Below are 15,900 nucleotides of genomic sequence, written 5' to 3' on the forward strand. Positions count from 1 at the left end.
CGGCGACAACATCAACATGACCGCTGAACTGATCGTTCCGGTTGCGCTCGAGCAGGGTTCCAAATTCGCGATCCGCGAAGGCGGTCTGACCGTGGGCGCCGGCGTTATCACCAAGATTCTGGCTTAGTTAAGGAGAATCAGTCCCGGAACGGGCTGAGATAGAAAAATATGGCATCTAAGAAAAAAGATATCCGCCCGGTTATCACGCTGGCGTGCACGGAATGTAAAGAACGCAATTACACCACCGAGAAGAACCGCCGCAATGATCCGGGGCGCATGGAACTGAAGAAATACTGCTCGCGCTGCAAAAAACACACCCCGCACCGTGAGACCAAGTAAGTAACAATGCAACAATCATGTGGGGTGCACAGGCACCCCACATGCAGCATAGGCGAGTAGCTCAATTGGTAGAGCAACGGTCTCCAAAACCGTAGGTTGTGGGTTCGATTCCTGCCTCGCCTGCCTTCAGTCTTCTAGCGCCGTCCATCGAGGCGGCGTTTTAGACATAAAATAAAGGAGACACTGCCCGTGTCAGACAAAAACGAAACCAAAAAACCAAACCCGATCGCAAAGTGGTGGCGAGAAACCGTCGGCGAGCTTCGCAAAGTCACCTGGCCCACCACCCATGATGCCTGGCGGCTCACCAAGATCGTTTTGCTCACCATGGTCGTGATGAGCGCAATTCTTGGCGTTTTGGACTTTGTCTTTTCAAAGCTGGTCGGTCTGATCTTTGCATAATCGGCAAGCTTTTTGGATTGAGGTGGCATAATAATGGACGCTCACAGCGAATTCGATTCTGAATTCAACGAAGATGATATGACCTCCCACACCCCCGAATTGGATAACTTCGCGGATGACGTGGAAGGTCTCGACGCGTCCCAACGGGATGTATCGACGCTTTCAGATCATGAGGCACAACCTGAAGGTGAAGGAGACGACCGCTCTTGGTATGTCATTCACTGCTATTCGGGCTACGAAAACAAAGTGCGCCATAATCTTGAACAGCGCATTGAAACCATGGGAATGAAAGACAAAATCTTTGACGTGGTGATCCCCACCCAAGAAGAGATCGACGTCAAAGATGGCAAGCGCCGCGTGGTTGAACGCCATGTCTTCCCCGGCTATGTGCTGGTCAACATGGTCCTCACCGAAGAATCGTGGTATGTGGTGCGCAACACCCCCGGTGTAACCGGTTTTGTTGGCATGGGCAACGACCCCACTCCCCTGCGCCCCGAAGAGGTAGTCCAAATCCTCAAGCGCATGGAAGCCGAAGCGCCACACATCAAAGTTACCTTCAAAGTTGGCGAGCGCGTGCGCATTATCGACGGCCCATTCAACGATTTCCGCGGCACCGTTTCGGAAATCGACATGGAACGCACCAAGGTTCGTGTAATGGTCAATTTCTTCGGGCGTGAAACCCCCGTTGAATTGGACTTCTTACAAGTAGAAAAGTCGTAAACCAGCTTGCCGCCTGGCGAGCTGAGATTCGTGGGAGGGTGAAACCGCCCGCTAACACCACAAAGGAGATAAGTTGTGGCAAAAAAGTTAAAAGCAGTTGTCAAGTTGCAAATCACTGCCGGTAAAGCCAATCCGGCACCGCCCATTGGTCCTGCCCTGGCCGGGCATGGTATCAATATCATGGCTTTCTGCAAAGAATATAACGCCCGCACCCAAAACCGCATGGGCGAAATTATTCCCGCAGAAATCACCGTCTACACGGATGGTTCTTTCACCTTCGTGCTCAAATCTTCACCCACCGCGGTTCTGCTGCGCAAAGCGGCTGGCATCGAGCGTGGATCAGCCGTTCCCAACCGGGAAAAAGTCGGCAAAGTGTCCCGCGCCCAGGTGCGTGAAATCGCCGAAATCAAGCTGAAAGACACCAACGCCATTGATATTGAAGGCGCCATGCGCCAGGTCGAAGGGACCGCCCGCAACATGGGTATTGTTGTAGAAGATTAGTTAACAGTGGGAGGTCCTGTCTTTTCGGGGCCGTTACTACCACAAAGGAGCCGTAATGCCGAAACACGGAAAGAAATACTTAACCGCCCGCGAAAAACTCAACCCCGGGCAATACTATACCCCGCAGGAAGCCGTGGATCTGGTTAAACAAACCAGCACCACCAATTTTGACGCGACTGTGGAAGTTCACATGCGCATGGGCCTCGACCCGCGCCAGGCTGACCAGCAGGTGCGCGACGTGGTTGTTTTGCCCCACGGTTTGGGTAAAACGGTGCGCGTGCTCGTCTTCGCCCAGGGTGAAGGCGTTCAATACGCTGAACAGGGCGGCGCCGATTACATCGCCGACACGGACGAATGGATCAAGAAAATTCAGGATGGTTGGTTCGATTTCGACGTGGCCATCGCCACTCCCGATATGATGGGTAAAGCCGGCCGTCTGGGCCGTGTGTTGGGCCCCCGCGGTCTGATGCCGAACCCCAAAGCGGGCACCGTTGTGCAGCCCTCTGACCTGCCGCGTGTCATTCAAGAATCGAAAGCCGGTCGCGTTGAGTTCCGTCTCGACAAAACCGCCAACCTGCATGTGCCGATTGGCAAAGTGTCGTTCGATGCCGACAAACTGTACGAAAACCTGGCCGCGCTGATGGAAGCCATTAAGAAGGCTCGCCCCTCGGCTGCCAAAGGCTCGTACATCCGCCGCGTAACGGTTACCTCCACTATGGGCCCTGGCATTCGTGTGGATGCCAACCTTGCCCAAAGCATGGAAAATCGCGAATAATCGAGTATAATAGATGGGTTGGGCGCGCCCTTCTGCTTCAGAAAAATGCGCCCACAGAAATCAAAAAACTTTGGCTTCGCCCATGACAGCCGGTGCCGCAAGGCTTAATATCCAGCCCAGGTGAAGACGATCACTCAAAAAAGGCCGTGCTGCTTCAGCGCGCCTGTGAAAGTCTTTGCCTGGCATAGAACCAGACAAAGACTTTTTATTTCTAATTCTAAAAACGGAAGGAGGTGAAAACCCTTGGCATTCACCAAAGAGCAAAAACAGAAAATGGTGGCTGAATACAGCGAATTACTGCAAAAGAGCCAGGCCGTCTTCATCATCGAGCACGGCAAGATGAACATGAAAGAAATCGACACGTTCCGCGCGAAAGTGCGCGAGGCCGGTGGCGTGGCCCATATTTGTAAGAACACGTTGTTCACCATCGCCCTCAAAGAACAGGGCTACGAAGTCAAGTCGAAACTGGCTGGCACCTCGCTGGTCGGCTTCGCCCTGCAAGACGCCCCCGCTCTGGCCAAAGCTTTTGATGAAATTACCGCGAAATCAGAGATCTTTGCCCTGAAAAAAGGCTTCCTGGACAATAAGGAAATCAGCGCTCAGCAGATCAAAGCCCTTGCCGACCTGCCCCCGCTGCCTGTTATGCGCGCCACGCTGCTGGGCACCATCATGGCCCCCGCATCGCAATTGGTCCGCACCCTGGCCGAACCGGCTCGTGGTTTGGCCGCTGTTATCAAAGCTTACTCAGAAAAAGACAGCGCCCCCGCTGCTGCGTAAGCACCGTTTTTTGAACAAATGTAGTAACCAACTTTTACAAACAAACACCTGATAAGGAGTATTTACAATGGCTGATCTCGACAAAATTATTGAACAATTGAGCGCCCTCACCGTGCTCGAAGCTGCTGAACTGGTTAAGGCTCTCGAAGAGAAGTGGGGCGTTTCCGCCGCCGCTCCTGTGGCTGTTGCCGCCGCCGCCCCCGTCGCCGCCGCTGCCGAACCCGAAGAAGAAAAGACCGAGTTCGATGTCGTCCTCAAAGACGCTGGCCCCAAGAAAATCGAAGTCATCAAAGTCATTCGCCAGCTCACCAGCCTGGGCCTCGTGGAAGCCAAACAAATGGCCGAAACCGCTGGCTCCAAGGTCCTCACCGCCGTCAGCAAAGAAGCTGCCGCCGATGCCAAGGCCAAACTGGAAGCCGCTGGTGGCGTGATCGAACTCGCGTAGTTCTTTCAACCCCAAACAGCAAAGAAAATCCCCCGACAAAATCGGGGGATTTTTGTTATCGTTTCGCGGGCGTTGATTTTGCGGAAGAAGAACGCCTACATGGCTACGTTACGAACCTGGCGGATGACCATCACCACTTTACCCATAATGCGCACCTGTTTGGGGTTATCCACATAAATCGGCTGCATAGTGGGGTTCGCGGGCTGCAAGCGGATGCGGTCTTTTTCTTTGTAGAAGTACTTCAGCGTGGTCTCATCATTATCGTCCAGCCATACGGCCACCATTTCGCCGTTGTTGGCCTGCTGGGCGCGCTTCATAATCACAATATCACCGTCGTTGATCATCGCATCAATCATTGAATCGCCGTCCACTTCCAGCGCGAAGAGATCGTCCACATTCTCGCGCGGAGGGAGCAGGCTGCGGGCAATATCCACACCGCTTTCCGCGTCAAAATAGTTAAAATCCGAAGCGGGCATGGGCAGCGGCGCGCTGGCCACAATACGGCCCTGCAGCGGGATGGTGATGACATCGGTCAGCGTGGCGGCCACGCTCTTGGCAGCGCTCACCACCTTCTCACCCACAGAGGTGGGCAGGGGCTGCAGCAGGCGAATGCTGCGCGACACATGCGAATCGCGCTCAATGTATCCAAATTCTTCCAACTGCTTCAGGTAATAATCCACCAATGAGGTGGACTTCACCCCAATGCTTTCGCCAATCTGCCGGATGGAGGGCGAATACCCGGAATCTTCCTGAAATTTCTCCAGGTAGCGCATAATCTTCTTATGCCGCTCGCTCAGGCCGGCTTTCTTTCGTGCCATCATAAGACGCTCCTTATGTCCAGTTACCGCAAAATCAAACATTTGTACTACGAATATAATACACGAACATCCGTTCTGTGTCAAGCAGTTTTTTTCTACCCATAATCTCCTTTCCCTCCTTTTTTAACCAACTCTCATCCGCCAAATCTTGACGCGTGCGTAAGATATGCTATACTCCAGTAGAGTATATATCCCCTTGCCAAGGAGCGTTTTCTTCCATGCCTCTTTACCGATACCAATGTGAAGAATGCCTGTACGAATTTGAAAAACTGGTCTCTTACTCCGATTCCGACAAGCTTCCTCAATGCCCCAATTGTGAAAGCAACGCCACCCACAAGCAAGTAACCAGCTTTTCTTCCTTCGGTTTTTACTCGCCCAATTCATCTTCCAATTCAGGCTCTTGCGGCGGTAGTTCCAGCCGCTTTCGCTGAGGTTAAGCTCTATTGGGCTGCGGCGCAGCCCACCCAGTGTATATAACCGTATCCGATGAGGAGAAAATCAGGTGCAGCCGTGAAGATGCAAGACCCACAGGTTCAGAAGCAATTAATCAGCCGCCTGCGCCGCATCGAAGGTCAGGTGCGCGGCGTGCAAACCATGATCGACGAAAACCGCGACTGCCATGAGATCATGCAGCAAATGGCGGCCATCCGCTCGGCGGTGCAAAGCGCCAGCCAGGCCATGCTCGAAGAGTTCTCCGAGAACTGCCTCATCAACCTGGCCGGCACCGATGACCTGCAAGAGCGTAAGCTGCTGCTCAAAGATCTGATCGCCCTCATCGGTAAAGCCCCCTGATTCAAAACCCACAGAAAGAAGGACACCATGAGTTCAGCACAAGTGCGTTGGATTGGCGGCGGAAAATTTGTAGGCGTTGATTCCACCCAGCATTCCGTGGTCCTTTCCACCCCCTCCGAAGGCATCGGCATGAAGCCTTCGGAAATGCTCCTCGTCGCATTGGCCTCTTGTACCGCCGTGGACGTTGTCTCCATCCTCGAAAAGCGCCGCAAACCGCTGGCCTCTCTTGAAATCCAGGCAACCGGCGAGCAAGACGCCGACCCGCCCTGGCCGTTCCGCAAAATCCACCTCAAGTACATCCTCTCCGGCAAAGACATCACCCCCAAAGACGCCGAAACAGCCATTCAGCTCTCCGAAGAAAAATACTGCTCGGTGGCCGCCACGGTGCGGGGTGTGGCCGAAATCACCACCAGTTACGAGATTCTCCCTCTTTCCTAGCAGCTCTTCCTTATAAAGCATTGGTATAATCATGCCAGGTTTTCACAACTGGCATGATTTTTTATTGATGAGGAGAACAGCATCATGGCATATAACGGCGTATTGGCCCAATACGGCCACCTGATGGACCTGCCCGCCCACACCCTGCCCATCACCCTGCTGGAAGGCAACACCCCGCTCATCCCCATGCCCGGCCTGGCGGCCGAGTTGGGCGGTGGGTTTGAACTGTACGTCAAATTTGAAGGCCTCAACCCCACGGGCAGCTTCAAAGATCGCGGCATGACCGCCGCCGTCTCCGAAGCGGCCGGGCGCGGCGCCAAAGCCGTCATCTGCGCCTCCACCGGCAACACAGCCGCTTCCGCGGCCGCCTACGCGTCGCGCGCCGGTATGCGCGCCGTGGTCATCATCCCCGACGGCAAAGTGGCAACCGGCAAGCTGGCCGGCGCTATGGCCTACGGCGCAGAAGTTATTCAGATCAAAGGCTCATTCGACGACGCCCTTAATCTGGTGGTGCAGATCAGCCAACGCCACCCCATTGCCCTGGTCAATTCCCTTAACCCTTATCGCCTCGAAGGTCAAAAATCATCCGCCTTCGAAATTTGCGATACCCTCGGCGCCGCCCCCGATTGGCTCTGCCTGCCGGTGGGCAACGCCGGCAACATCACCTCCTATTGGATGGGCTTCCGGCAGTACAACACCCTCAAACAGAGCGGCCTGCCGCGCATTTTGGGAGTACAGGCCGAAGGCTCTGCCCCGCTGGTCATCGGCCACCCCGTAGAGCACCCCGAGACAGTCTGCACCGCCATTCGCATTGGCAAACCGGCCCGCGGTGAAGAGGCCCTGCAAGCCGCCGAAGAATCCAACGGGCGCATCATCGCCATGAGCGATGACGCCATTTTGGCTGCCCAGCGCCAGCTCGCCTCACACGGCGTGTGGGTCGAACCCGCCTCTGCCGCCGGGGTGTGCGGACTGGTCCACCAGATCCGCACCGGCCAACTGGACCCCAAAGGCAAGCGCATTGTTGCCATTTGCACCGGTCACGGACTCAAAGACCCCGATATCATCACCCGCCAGGCAGCCACCCCGCGCGCCCTGCCCGCCACCCTGGCCGCCATGGAAGAAGCCATCCTGGGAGAGCGCTAAATGAGCCTGCAGACTGTCAAAGTCAGCGTTCCGGCCACCACCGCCAACCTGGGCCCCGGATTCGACTGCCTGGGCGTGGCGCTGGACCTGTGGAACGAAGTAACCTTTTCCCTGCAAGGCAGCGGCATTCATGTGGAAGTTCAAGGCGAGGGCGCGGGTCTGGTGCCCGCCAGCGAACAAAACCTGGTTGCGCAGTCTTACCTGCAGTTTTGCGCCCTTAACGGCCTGCCGGCCCCCAGCGGGCTGCGCGTGGTCTGCCGCAATCACATTCCGCTTGGCTCAGGCATGGGTTCATCGGCCGCCGCTGTCGTCGCCGGAATGCTGGGTGCCAGCCAGCTCACGGGTGTTGGCGCCTCACCCGATAGCATCCTGGAATACGCCGATCAGATTGAAGGCCACCCCGACAACGCTGCCGCTGCTATCTATGGTGGGCTGGTGATCATCGCCGCCGGCGAACAACGCCTGCTCACCCGCCGCTACGACCTGCCCGAACTGCACGTTGCCGTTGCCCTGGGCGAAATTGACCTGCCCACCCGCGCCGCGCGCGCGGCGCTGCCCAAAAACGTCAGCCTGGCAGACGCCGTCTTCAATATCAGCCGCACCGCCCTGGTGGTCGAAGCCCTGCGCAGCGGCGACCTGGAACTGCTGGGGCAGGTCATGCAAGACCGCCTGCACCAGCCGTACCGCCTTCCGCTTATGCCGGGGGCTGCCCAGGTGATTGAGGCCGCCCTGCAGGCTGGCGCGCAGGCCGCCGCCATCTCGGGCGCCGGCCCCAGCCTGATCGCCTTCACCCGCCAACCAGCCGGGGCAGTGGCAAACGCCATGCAGCGCGCCTACCAGGATGCCGGAACCCCCGCGCGCGCCTTCGCTTTGCGCACCACCAACCTGGGCGCGCAAATTGAGTCTTAACCTCCGGACAGGCAGACGCTTATTGGAAAGCCGCTCAATCTGTGCAGCATGAGCTCAACAAACTACTAATCGGGGCGCAATACCTGCGCCCCGTCTTTGTTTATACCTGGGCGCCTGGCGGCAGCGCGCCTCAACGCTCACCAATATCCTCAAAAAAATACCCACTCTGGTCATAAAACCCCATAAAACCGGTAATAAACCCACAAACTTGGTTGACAAATCAACCGGCCTTCTTGTAGAATCGATTCAAGAGGGGGGCGGACAACCTCTCTCCCTGATCAGCCGCTCGCTCTGCGCAGCCGCGCCATGCCAGCGCCTGGCATGGATAATGCAACATAGCGCTTGACGGCTAAAAAGGGTTATGCTACCATGATTAGAAATGTTAAAAAGTGCGCCCAACTGCAAACCGTGCAGCCGCGCATCTCAGGAAGGAGAGCCTGCAATGTACAAGAAATCGTTAAGCCTTGTATTGGTTCTGATCGCATTCAGCCTGGTGTTCTCGGCCTGCACGCGCTCGGCATCCACCGCAACCACTGAGCCCAAAACCGGTGAAGATTCACCGCTGGGCCCCATTGCCACGCAACCCGACATCCTGCAAGAAGCCATCACGTCTGCCACGCAGAACGCCATGCAAACCCAGCAAGCCCAGGGGGTAACCCCTGCCGCAGATGTTACCGCTGCGCCTGCTGAAGCCACCACGGCCCCCACCGCAGCCCCCACGGCAACGTCGACCATGGCCGCCATTCCCACCCTCACCCGCCCGGCCACCTACACGCTGCAAAAGGGTGAATTCCCCTACTGCATCGCGCGCCGCTACAATGTCAACATTGCGGACCTGCTCAGCCTGAACGGCCTGGGCTCTGGCGCGGTGGTCAACCCCGGCACCACCCTCAAGATCCCTTCCAGCGGCACCTGGTCTGCCGGTGATCGCGCTCTCAAGAGCCATCCCGCCGACTACACCGTCAAAGCTGGCGATACCATCTACACCGTGGCCTGCGCCTACGGCGACGTAGACCCCAACGCCATCGCCATCGCCAACGGGTTGGAAGAGCCTTACACCCTCACTGCTGGCAAAGTCATCAAAATTCCGTAATCGCTGGCGCAAGGCTCTTCGCTGCATCCATTTGAACCCACAATCAGGCGGGAGAAATTCCCGCCTGCATTATTTTACCCTTGCGTCGCAATTTCTGATAAAATCAAATTAACGCACTACCGGCACCCGCCGAATCACAATTGCAGCACAAGGCAAGCGCACATGAAATTTACAATCACCGGCAGCCAAACCCATTATCGCGGGCGCGCGTTTAGCGTAGAAAAAGTGGATTTTACTCTCCCCGATGGCCGTCAGGCCAGCTACGACCTGGTGCGCCACAACGACAGCGTCTCCATTGTGCCAGTCGATGAGCACGGACGCATATTATTCGTCAGCCAATACCGCCTGGGCGCGGAAAATTTATTGTTAGAACTCCCCGCTGGTGTGGATGAAGACGGCGAAACCCCTGAGGCTTCTGCCGCACGCGAAATCCGCGAAGAAACCGGCATGGCCGCCGGAAAGCTGATCCGCCTGGGAGAATACTACCTGGCTCCCGGCTACTCCAGCGAATTAATGTATGCCTACCTCGCCACCGACCTCACCCCGGCCCCCTTACAGGCCGACCCCGACGAATTTTTACAGGTGAAAGCCATTCCCATCGAAGAGGCCTACGCGATGGCCCGCCGTGGAGAAATTCAGGACTCAAAAAGTCTGGCTGCCTTGCTGCTGGCTGAGCCTTACCTTCGCCCCGAAGCCTGATAGCTCCATTCCGACGCCAACAGAGCTTGCCGCACCGCTGCTTTCGCGCCGCCCATATAAAACACAAACCGCAGATGCTTTGTCTGAATTATGACAGGACGCATAGCATATTGTGATCTTTATAACTAAACGAAATGACGTTTTTCCGTTAAACTTCACTAGGTTTAATGTCTAGAAGTCTGCCTGTACGTTGGTTCAGCGTGGGCAGTTCACATGAAAGATTAACGAACCAGATGTTTGACGAAAATCTTTCTCATTATTTTCCCTCAGGAGTATTCAAATGACGCGTCAACTGACAACAATTGATGGAAATGAGGCCGTAGCCTACGTTGCCTACCGCCTCAACGAAGTGATCGCCATTTACCCGATCACCCCTTCCTCAAACATGGGTGAACATGCCGATGCCTGGTCTGCCGCCCGTGTGCGCAACATCTGGGGAACTGTCCCGCAGGTAACCGAAATGCAGTCTGAAGGCGGCGCGGCCGGAGCCGTGCACGGCGCTCTCACTACCGGATCGCTGACCACCACCTTCACCGCCTCTCAAGGCCTGCTGCTGATGATTCCCAACATGTACAAGATCGCCGGCGAACTGACCTCAACCGTCTTCCACGTCTCCGCCCGCTCGCTGGCCGCCCAGGCGCTCTCGATCTTTGGCGACCATTCCGATATCTACAGCGCGCGCAGCACCGGCTTCGGCTTCCTGGCTTCCGCTTCTGTGCAAGAAGCCCACGACATGGCCCTCATCAGCACCGCCGCCAGCCTCGAGGCGCGCATTCCCTTTGTGCACTTCTTCGACGGTTTCCGCACCTCGCACGAAGTCAGCAAAATAGAATTGATCCCCGAAGACGTGATGCGGCAAATGATCAACGACGAAGCCGTTGCAGCCCACCGCGCCCGTGGCCTTTCCCCCGACCGACCCGCCATGCGCGGCACCGCCCAGAACCCCGATGTCTACTTCCAGGGCCGCGAAACGGTTAACCCGTTCTACAACGCCTGCCCGGCGATTGTGCAAAAGGCCATGGATAAGTTTGCCGCCCTCACCGGCCGCAGCTACCACCTGTACGACTACTACGGCTCACCCGATGCCGAACGCGTGATCATCATTATGGCCTCTGGCGCCGAAACTGCCGAAGAAACCGCCAAATACCTGATGGAACGCGGAGAAAAAGTGGGTGTGCTGGTTGTGCGCCTCTACCGCCCCTTCGCGGTTGAAGCCTTCCTTAAGACTCTGCCGGCCAGCGTCAAAGCCATCGCCGTCCTCGACCGCACCAAAGAACCCGGCGCCACTGGCGAACCGCTTTACACCGATGTTGTTACCGCCATCGAAGAAGGCCTGGCCAACGGCACCACACCCTTCAAAACCATTCCCACCATTATCGGTGGCCGCTACGGTCTTTCCTCCAAAGAATTTACCCCCGGCATGGTCAAAGCCGTCTACGAAGAACTGGCCAAAGCCCAGCCCAAGAACCACTTCACCGTAGGTATCAACGACGACGTAACCCACACCAGCCTGGCGTACGACCCGCACTTCTCCATTGCCGCCCCCGAGACCAAACGTTGCGTCTTCATTGGCCTGGGCTCCGACGGCACTGTGGGCGCCAACAAAAACTCCATCAAAATCATTGGTGAAGAAACCGACTTCAACGCTCAGGGCTACTTCGTTTACGACTCGAAGAAATCCGGCTCGCTCACCGTTTCACACCTGCGCTTTGGTCCCAAACCGCTCAAAGCCCCTTACCTCATCCAGGAAGGCGATGCCGACTTTGTGGCCTGCCACCAGTTCACCTTCTTAGAGAAGCTCGACATCCTCAAATACGCCAAACAGGGCGGCGTATTCCTGCTAAACAGCATCTACGGGCCAGAAGAAGTGTGGGATCACCTGCCTCTCGAAGTACAGCAAGACATCATCGACAAGCAGCTCAAGTTCTACGTCATCGATGGCTACGAAGTGGCCAAGAATGCCAACATGGGCGGCCGCGTCAACACCATTATGCAGACCTGCTTCTTCGCCATCTCTGGCATTCTGCCGCGTGACGAAGCCATCGCGCAGATCAAGAAATCCATCAAGAAAACCTATGGCAAGCGCGGCGAGGCCGTTGTTCAGGCTAACTACAACGCCGTAGATAGCTCTCTGGCCAACCTCTTTGAGGTGAAAGTGCCCGAAAAAGCCACCAGCAGCTTCTCGCGCCGCCAACCGGTGCCCGCCAACGCCCCCGAATTCGTTAAAGACGTGTTGGGCAAGATGATGGTCTTTGAAGGCGACGACATCCCCGTCAGCGCCATGCCCATCGACGGCACCTACCCCACCGGCACCACCCAGTGGGAAAAACGCAACATCAGCCTCGAAATTCCGGTGTGGGAACCCGACCTGTGTATCCAGTGCGGTAAGTGCGCCTTTGTTTGCCCGCATGCCGTCATCCGCCAGAAGATTTACGAACCCGCCCTGCTCGAGAACGCCCCGGCCGCCTTCAAATCGGTAGACGCCAAGTTCAAAGAAATTCCCGGCATGAAGTTCACCATCCAGGTCTCTCCCGAAGACTGCACCGGCTGCGGTTTGTGCGTAGAAGCCTGCCCCGCCAAAGACAAAACCCAGGTGGGCCGCAAAGCTATTAATATGGCCGCCCAGCCGCCTCTGCGCGAGCAGGAAGTCAAAAATTGGGACTTCTTCCTGTCGCTTCCCAACCCCGACCGCACGCTCTTCAAGCACGACACGGTCAAAAACTCCCAGCTCTTGCAGCCCTTGTTTGAGTTCTCGGGCGCCTGCGCCGGCTGCGGTGAAACCCCCTACATCAAACTGCTCACCCAGCTCTTCGGCGACCGCATGGTCATTGCCAACGCCACTGGCTGCTCCTCCATCTACGGCGGCAACCTGCCCACCACGCCTTATTCGCAGAACAACGACGGCCGCGGCCCGGTATGGTCGAACTCTCTGTTCGAAGACAACGCCGAGTTCGGCATGGGCATGCGCCTCACCCTCGACAAGCAGCAAGAATACGCCCTTGAACTGGTTCAGCAGCTCTCCAGCGAAATTGGCGAAACCCTGGCCAGCGAACTGATCAACGCCGATCAAAGCACCGAAACTGGCATCGCCCAACAGCGCCAGCGCATCGCCGTGCTGAAAGACAAACTGGAAGCCCTCAAAGCCAAAGACAGCCGCGCTTTCCACCTGCTCACCCTGGCCGACGTGCTGGCCCGCAAGAGTGTTTGGATCCTCGGCGGTGACGGTTGGGCTTACGACATTGGTTACGGCGGTTTGGACCACGTTCTCGCCTCTGGCCGCAACGTCAATGTTCTGGTCATGGACACCGAAGTTTACTCCAACACTGGCGGCCAGTCCTCCAAAGCCACCCCGCGCGCCGCGGTTGCCAAATTTGCCGCCTCAGGCAAGGGCCTGCCCAAGAAAGACCTGGGCATGATCGCCATGTCTTACGGCTACATCTATGTCGCCCGCGTTGCCATGGGCTACAACGACACCCACACCCTGCGCGCCCTCCTCGAAGCCGACGCCTACGACGGCCCCTCGCTGGTGATTGCCTACTCGCACTGCATCAACCACGGTATCAACATGCGCAACGGCCTCGAACAGCAAAAACTGGCCGTCAACTCAGGCGCCTGGCCGCTCTTCCGCTACAACCCCAACCTGGCCGAAGAAGGCAAGAACCCCCTGCAGCTGGACAGCAAAGAGCCCAGCGTAGAGTTCAAAGACTACGCCTACAACGAAACCCGCTACCGCATGCTCGTCCAGTCCAACGAGGAACGCGCCGAAGTATTGATGAAAGAAGCCACGGCAGACGCCCGCAAACGCTGGAATCTCTACCGCCAGATGGCCGAAATTCAATATAATTCAGACGAGGAATAAGTAACTTTTTACCCTCGCGCTCATCTAAATTTAAGGATGAATAGAAAGAGAGGGAAAAACGTATGGTAGATCTAAGTTCAAAGTATATGGGGCTGCAGCTCAAGAATCCCTTGGTTGCTTCTGCCTCTCCATTATCGAAAAAAGTGGGTACCATCCGAAAACTGGAAGACCAGGGCATTTCGGCAGTGGTGATGTATTCGCTCTTCGAAGAGCAAATCAACCACGCCAGCCGCGAACTGGACTACTTCCTCAACCTCGGCACCGAGAGCTTCGCTGAAGCGCTCACCTACTTTCCCGAGATGCAAACCTACAATGTTGGCCCAGAGAATTACCTGGACCTGATTCGTAAAGCCAAAGAAGCCGTCCAAATCCCCATTATCGCCAGCCTCAACGGCATTTCAAGCGGCGGGTGGGTAAAATATGCCAAAAGCATCGAAGAGGCCGGCGCCGACGCCCTGGAACTGAACATCTACTTCGTACCTACCGCCACCGAAACAGACTCGCAGCAGTTGGAAGACGCCTACGTCAACCTGGTGTACGATGTCAGCGAGCAAATTCGCATTCCGCTGGCCGTCAAGATCAGCCCCTACTACACCGCCCTGCCGCATTTCCTCAGCCGCCTGGTGAAAGCTGGCGCAAAAGGTCTGGTTCTATTCAATCGCTTTTATCAACCAGACCTGGATATTGAGAACTTCGAAGTGCAGCCCAGCTTACACCTCAGCACGTCCGAAGATTTGCGCCTGCCGCTGCGTTGGATAGCCATCCTCTACGGGCGGCTCAATGCCAGCCTGGCGCTCACCAGCGGCGTTCACACCGCTCAAGACGCGGCCAAAGCCATTATGGCGGGCGCCGACGTGGCCATGATGGCCTCAGAGCTGGTGGAAAAAGGCCCGGGGCGCGTGAGTGAAATTCTGGTAGAACTGCAAGCCTGGATGGAAGGCAAAGAATACGCCTCCGTCAGCCAGATGCGCGGCAGCATGAGCCAGAAATCGGTAGCCCAACCAGCTGTATTTGAGCGAGCCAACTATATGAAAGCCCTCTCCACGTTTGACAACCGGCTCAAAGACTGACCTGTGTAAACAGCCAGCCAACAAGAAACACACCGCGCCCCTCTCTATTTGAGAAGGGCGCGGATCTTTAATACGAAAGCAGCCAACCAGCGTAATAAAAAACACCCCGCCGCAATTGGGCAGGGTGCTTTTCCTTTAATCCATCACAAAGAGCAGTGAAACAGCCGGGGAGCCTATTCCAAACCAACGAACTGAGAGCTGCCTTTTTTCTGCCGGTACACAATCCGGCCGCGGGTCAGATCATAAGGAGACATTTCCACGCGCACCCGATCTCCCAGCAAAATGCGGATGTAATACTTACGCATCCGGCCAGAAAGATAAGCAAGCACCTCGTGGTCATTGTCCAGGCGTACCTTAAACTGCGTACCCGGCAGCGCCTCAACAATTGTCCCCTCCACTAATACTTTATCCTCTTCTTTAGGCATTCACTCCTCCAAAATTCAAAACCTGCAATCCCCGGAACCCAGAAGCGAGCCGATTAGTGCTCAATCTGGCGGCGTTTGATCCGGCGAATCGCCTTCTTCTTCTCAACGCGTCGCAGTTCGCTTTTTGAAACGAACCAGCGTTTGCGTCGTACCGTGCTCAATACACCACTCTTCACCACTTTCTTGCGAAAGCGCTTCAGCAGTTGATCTTGAGACTCATTAGCTCGTAGAACGACTGTGGCCATGGAGTTTTCACCTCCCTTCGTGATCGGATTAAAGATTAAAAAACAAACTCGCTTGCAAGAGGCTGCAACCGAGTTCCGTAAAAGGGCTATGCTATCTCGCGTCCTTCCGTGCAATCGAGCCGCAACCTCCTATCATCTAATAAAAGAAAAACCTTCACAGTGATAGCAAAGAAATTATACCCGACCCTGCCGTAATTGTCAAATTGCTGCGGAGAAGGACGGTGGGGTACAAGACCAGGCAGAGGGAAATAATAAAAGTCTCTTGGCAATGACCTACTCTCCCAGGGGGTCGCCCCCCAAGTACCATCGGCGCTGGCGACCTTAACTACCGGGTTCGGAATGTTACCGGGTGTACCCTCGCCGCTCCAATCACCAAGAGACTTTATTTTACTATGCCTTGGTTCGAATAATGTTGTAGTCCTTCTCGTTGCGAAAAGTCCCGCGTTCTCCACA

20 protein-coding genes, 1 tRNA gene and 1 rRNA gene are annotated in these 15,900 nt (G+C 56.1%); 18 read left to right on the forward strand and 4 right to left on the reverse strand.

All coding sequences use genetic code 11. The features are described 5' to 3' along the window. The 9 genes from ADN00_RS17855 to rplL form a co-directional block, all read left to right on the forward strand. The coding region (locus tag ADN00_RS17855; RefSeq protein ID WP_456238514.1) for an EF-Tu C-terminal domain-related protein at window positions 1–127 on the forward strand (127 nt) is incomplete at its 5' end. Window positions 128–168: 41 nt separating this feature from the next. Next, window positions 169–339: a 50S ribosomal protein L33 gene (rpmG, locus tag ADN00_RS17860; RefSeq protein ID WP_075064378.1), complete on the forward strand. Its 171-nt coding sequence runs from the start codon at window positions 169–171 to the stop codon at window positions 337–339. A gap of 50 nt (window positions 340–389) precedes the next feature. Continuing rightward, a tRNA-Trp gene (locus ADN00_RS17865) sits at window positions 390–462 on the forward strand. Window positions 463–528: 66 nt separating this feature from the next. Then, window positions 529–738 (forward strand): preprotein translocase subunit SecE, encoded by a 210-nt coding sequence (gene secE / locus ADN00_RS17870; protein WP_160317563.1) that lies wholly within the window; start codon window positions 529–531, stop codon window positions 736–738. 33 nt (window positions 739–771) lie between these two features. Continuing rightward, window positions 772–1,458: a transcription termination/antitermination protein NusG gene (gene nusG / locus ADN00_RS17875; protein WP_407944725.1), complete on the forward strand. Its 687-nt coding sequence runs from the start codon at window positions 772–774 to the stop codon at window positions 1,456–1,458. 75 nt (window positions 1,459–1,533) lie between these two features. Beyond that, window positions 1,534–1,959 (forward strand): 50S ribosomal protein L11, encoded by a 426-nt coding sequence (gene rplK, locus ADN00_RS17880; protein ID WP_075064379.1) that lies wholly within the window; start codon window positions 1,534–1,536, stop codon window positions 1,957–1,959. 55 nt (window positions 1,960–2,014) lie between these two features. Continuing rightward, window positions 2,015–2,734, forward strand: a complete 720-nt coding sequence (gene rplA, locus ADN00_RS17885) for a 50S ribosomal protein L1 (protein ID WP_075064380.1) — start codon at window positions 2,015–2,017, stop codon at window positions 2,732–2,734. 243 nt (window positions 2,735–2,977) lie between these two features. After that, entirely contained in the window at window positions 2,978–3,511 is a 534-nt protein-coding gene (rplJ, locus tag ADN00_RS17890; RefSeq protein ID WP_082390396.1) for a 50S ribosomal protein L10, read from the forward strand. A 67-nt stretch (window positions 3,512–3,578) separates the two neighbouring features. Further along, window positions 3,579–3,956, forward strand: a complete 378-nt coding sequence (gene rplL, locus ADN00_RS17895) for a 50S ribosomal protein L7/L12 (RefSeq protein ID WP_075064381.1) — start codon at window positions 3,579–3,581, stop codon at window positions 3,954–3,956. 95 nt (window positions 3,957–4,051) lie between these two features. Here rplL and lexA read toward each other — a convergent pair whose 3' ends face one another. Then, complete coding sequence (gene lexA / locus ADN00_RS17900; protein ID WP_160317564.1) at window positions 4,052–4,777, reverse strand: transcriptional repressor LexA; 726 nt, start codon at window positions 4,775–4,777, stop codon at window positions 4,052–4,054. Between the two features lie 215 nt (window positions 4,778–4,992). Here lexA and ADN00_RS17905 point away from each other — a divergent pair, with 215 nt between their 5' ends. The 9 genes from ADN00_RS17905 to ADN00_RS17945 all read left to right on the forward strand — a co-directional run bounded on the left by ADN00_RS17905 (window position 4,993) and on the right by ADN00_RS17945 (window position 14,777). After that, window positions 4,993–5,205, forward strand: a complete 213-nt coding sequence (locus tag ADN00_RS17905; RefSeq protein ID WP_075064382.1) for an FmdB family zinc ribbon protein — start codon at window positions 4,993–4,995, stop codon at window positions 5,203–5,205. Between the two features lie 85 nt (window positions 5,206–5,290). Beyond that, window positions 5,291–5,566 carry a metal-sensitive transcriptional regulator gene (locus ADN00_RS17910; RefSeq protein WP_075064383.1) on the forward strand — a complete coding sequence of 92 codons (276 nt, stop codon included), beginning with the start codon at window positions 5,291–5,293 and terminating at the stop codon, window positions 5,564–5,566. Window positions 5,567–5,593: 27 nt separating this feature from the next. After that, window positions 5,594–6,004 carry an OsmC family protein gene (locus tag ADN00_RS17915; protein ID WP_075064384.1) on the forward strand — a complete coding sequence of 137 codons (411 nt, stop codon included), beginning with the start codon at window positions 5,594–5,596 and terminating at the stop codon, window positions 6,002–6,004. An 84-nt stretch (window positions 6,005–6,088) separates the two neighbouring features. Next, window positions 6,089–7,147, forward strand: coding sequence for a threonine synthase (gene thrC, locus ADN00_RS17920; RefSeq protein ID WP_075064385.1), 1,059 nt, complete (start codon window positions 6,089–6,091; stop codon window positions 7,145–7,147). Then, a complete protein-coding gene (thrB, locus tag ADN00_RS17925) occupies window positions 7,148–8,056 on the forward strand; it encodes a homoserine kinase (RefSeq protein ID WP_075064386.1) in 909 nt (302 codons plus the stop codon). A gap of 442 nt (window positions 8,057–8,498) precedes the next feature. Beyond that, window positions 8,499–9,149: a LysM peptidoglycan-binding domain-containing protein gene (locus ADN00_RS17930; protein ID WP_075064387.1), complete on the forward strand. Its 651-nt coding sequence runs from the start codon at window positions 8,499–8,501 to the stop codon at window positions 9,147–9,149. Between the two features lie 162 nt (window positions 9,150–9,311). Further along, on the forward strand, window positions 9,312–9,848 hold the full coding sequence (locus tag ADN00_RS17935; protein ID WP_075064388.1) for an NUDIX hydrolase: 537 nt from the start codon (window positions 9,312–9,314) through the stop codon (window positions 9,846–9,848). Between the two features lie 280 nt (window positions 9,849–10,128). Beyond that, complete coding sequence (gene nifJ / locus ADN00_RS17940) at window positions 10,129–13,707, forward strand: pyruvate:ferredoxin (flavodoxin) oxidoreductase (protein WP_075064389.1); 3,579 nt, start codon at window positions 10,129–10,131, stop codon at window positions 13,705–13,707. Window positions 13,708–13,769: 62 nt separating this feature from the next. Beyond that, window positions 13,770–14,777: a dihydroorotate dehydrogenase-like protein gene (locus ADN00_RS17945; protein ID WP_075064390.1), complete on the forward strand. Its 1,008-nt coding sequence runs from the start codon at window positions 13,770–13,772 to the stop codon at window positions 14,775–14,777. Window positions 14,778–14,950: 173 nt separating this feature from the next. On the opposite strand, the gene infA is transcribed toward ADN00_RS17945, so the two are convergent. The 3 genes from infA to rrf form a co-directional block, all read right to left on the reverse strand. Continuing rightward, window positions 14,951–15,202, reverse strand: coding sequence for a translation initiation factor IF-1 (infA, locus tag ADN00_RS17950; RefSeq protein ID WP_075064391.1), 252 nt, complete (start codon window positions 15,200–15,202; stop codon window positions 14,951–14,953). 53 nt (window positions 15,203–15,255) lie between these two features. Further along, window positions 15,256–15,447: a 30S ribosomal protein S21 gene (rpsU, locus tag ADN00_RS17955; RefSeq protein ID WP_075064392.1), complete on the reverse strand. Its 192-nt coding sequence runs from the start codon at window positions 15,445–15,447 to the stop codon at window positions 15,256–15,258. Window positions 15,448–15,707: 260 nt separating this feature from the next. Next, window positions 15,708–15,824, reverse strand: a 5S ribosomal RNA gene (gene rrf / locus ADN00_RS17960). Window positions 15,825–15,900 lie beyond the last annotated feature (76 nt).

It is taken from the genome of Ornatilinea apprima (assembly GCF_001306115.1).
In the GTDB taxonomy this organism is placed as follows: Bacteria; Chloroflexota; Anaerolineae; order Anaerolineales; family Anaerolineaceae; genus Ornatilinea; species Ornatilinea apprima.

Bases quoted from the DNA above. Each gene is read 5' to 3' on its own strand.
- rplA (WP_075064380.1), top strand. From the start codon at position 2,015: ATGCCGAAACACGGAAAGAAATACTTAACCGCCCGCGAAAAACTCAAC.
- lexA (WP_160317564.1), bottom strand. From the start codon at position 4,777: ATGATGGCACGAAAGAAAGCCGGCCTGAGCGAGCGGCATAAGAAGATT.
- rpsU (WP_075064392.1), bottom strand. From the start codon at position 15,447: ATGGCCACAGTCGTTCTACGAGCTAATGAGTCTCAAGATCAACTGCTG.
- rplL (WP_075064381.1), top strand. From the start codon at position 3,579: ATGGCTGATCTCGACAAAATTATTGAACAATTGAGCGCCCTCACCGTG.
- thrB (WP_075064386.1), top strand. From the start codon at position 7,148: ATGAGCCTGCAGACTGTCAAAGTCAGCGTTCCGGCCACCACCGCCAAC.
- thrC (WP_075064385.1), top strand. From the start codon at position 6,089: ATGGCATATAACGGCGTATTGGCCCAATACGGCCACCTGATGGACCTG.
- ADN00_RS17905 (WP_075064382.1), top strand. From the start codon at position 4,993: ATGCCTCTTTACCGATACCAATGTGAAGAATGCCTGTACGAATTTGAA.
- ADN00_RS17945 (WP_075064390.1), top strand. From the start codon at position 13,770: ATGGTAGATCTAAGTTCAAAGTATATGGGGCTGCAGCTCAAGAATCCC.
- infA (WP_075064391.1), bottom strand. From the start codon at position 15,202: ATGCCTAAAGAAGAGGATAAAGTATTAGTGGAGGGGACAATTGTTGAG.
- rpmG (WP_075064378.1), top strand. From the start codon at position 169: ATGGCATCTAAGAAAAAAGATATCCGCCCGGTTATCACGCTGGCGTGC.
- ADN00_RS17915 (WP_075064384.1), top strand. From the start codon at position 5,594: ATGAGTTCAGCACAAGTGCGTTGGATTGGCGGCGGAAAATTTGTAGGC.
- ADN00_RS17910 (WP_075064383.1), top strand. From the start codon at position 5,291: ATGCAAGACCCACAGGTTCAGAAGCAATTAATCAGCCGCCTGCGCCGC.
- ADN00_RS17930 (WP_075064387.1), top strand. From the start codon at position 8,499: ATGTACAAGAAATCGTTAAGCCTTGTATTGGTTCTGATCGCATTCAGC.
- ADN00_RS17935 (WP_075064388.1), top strand. From the start codon at position 9,312: ATGAAATTTACAATCACCGGCAGCCAAACCCATTATCGCGGGCGCGCG.
- nifJ (WP_075064389.1), top strand. From the start codon at position 10,129: ATGACGCGTCAACTGACAACAATTGATGGAAATGAGGCCGTAGCCTAC.
- nusG (WP_407944725.1), top strand. From the start codon at position 772: ATGGACGCTCACAGCGAATTCGATTCTGAATTCAACGAAGATGATATG.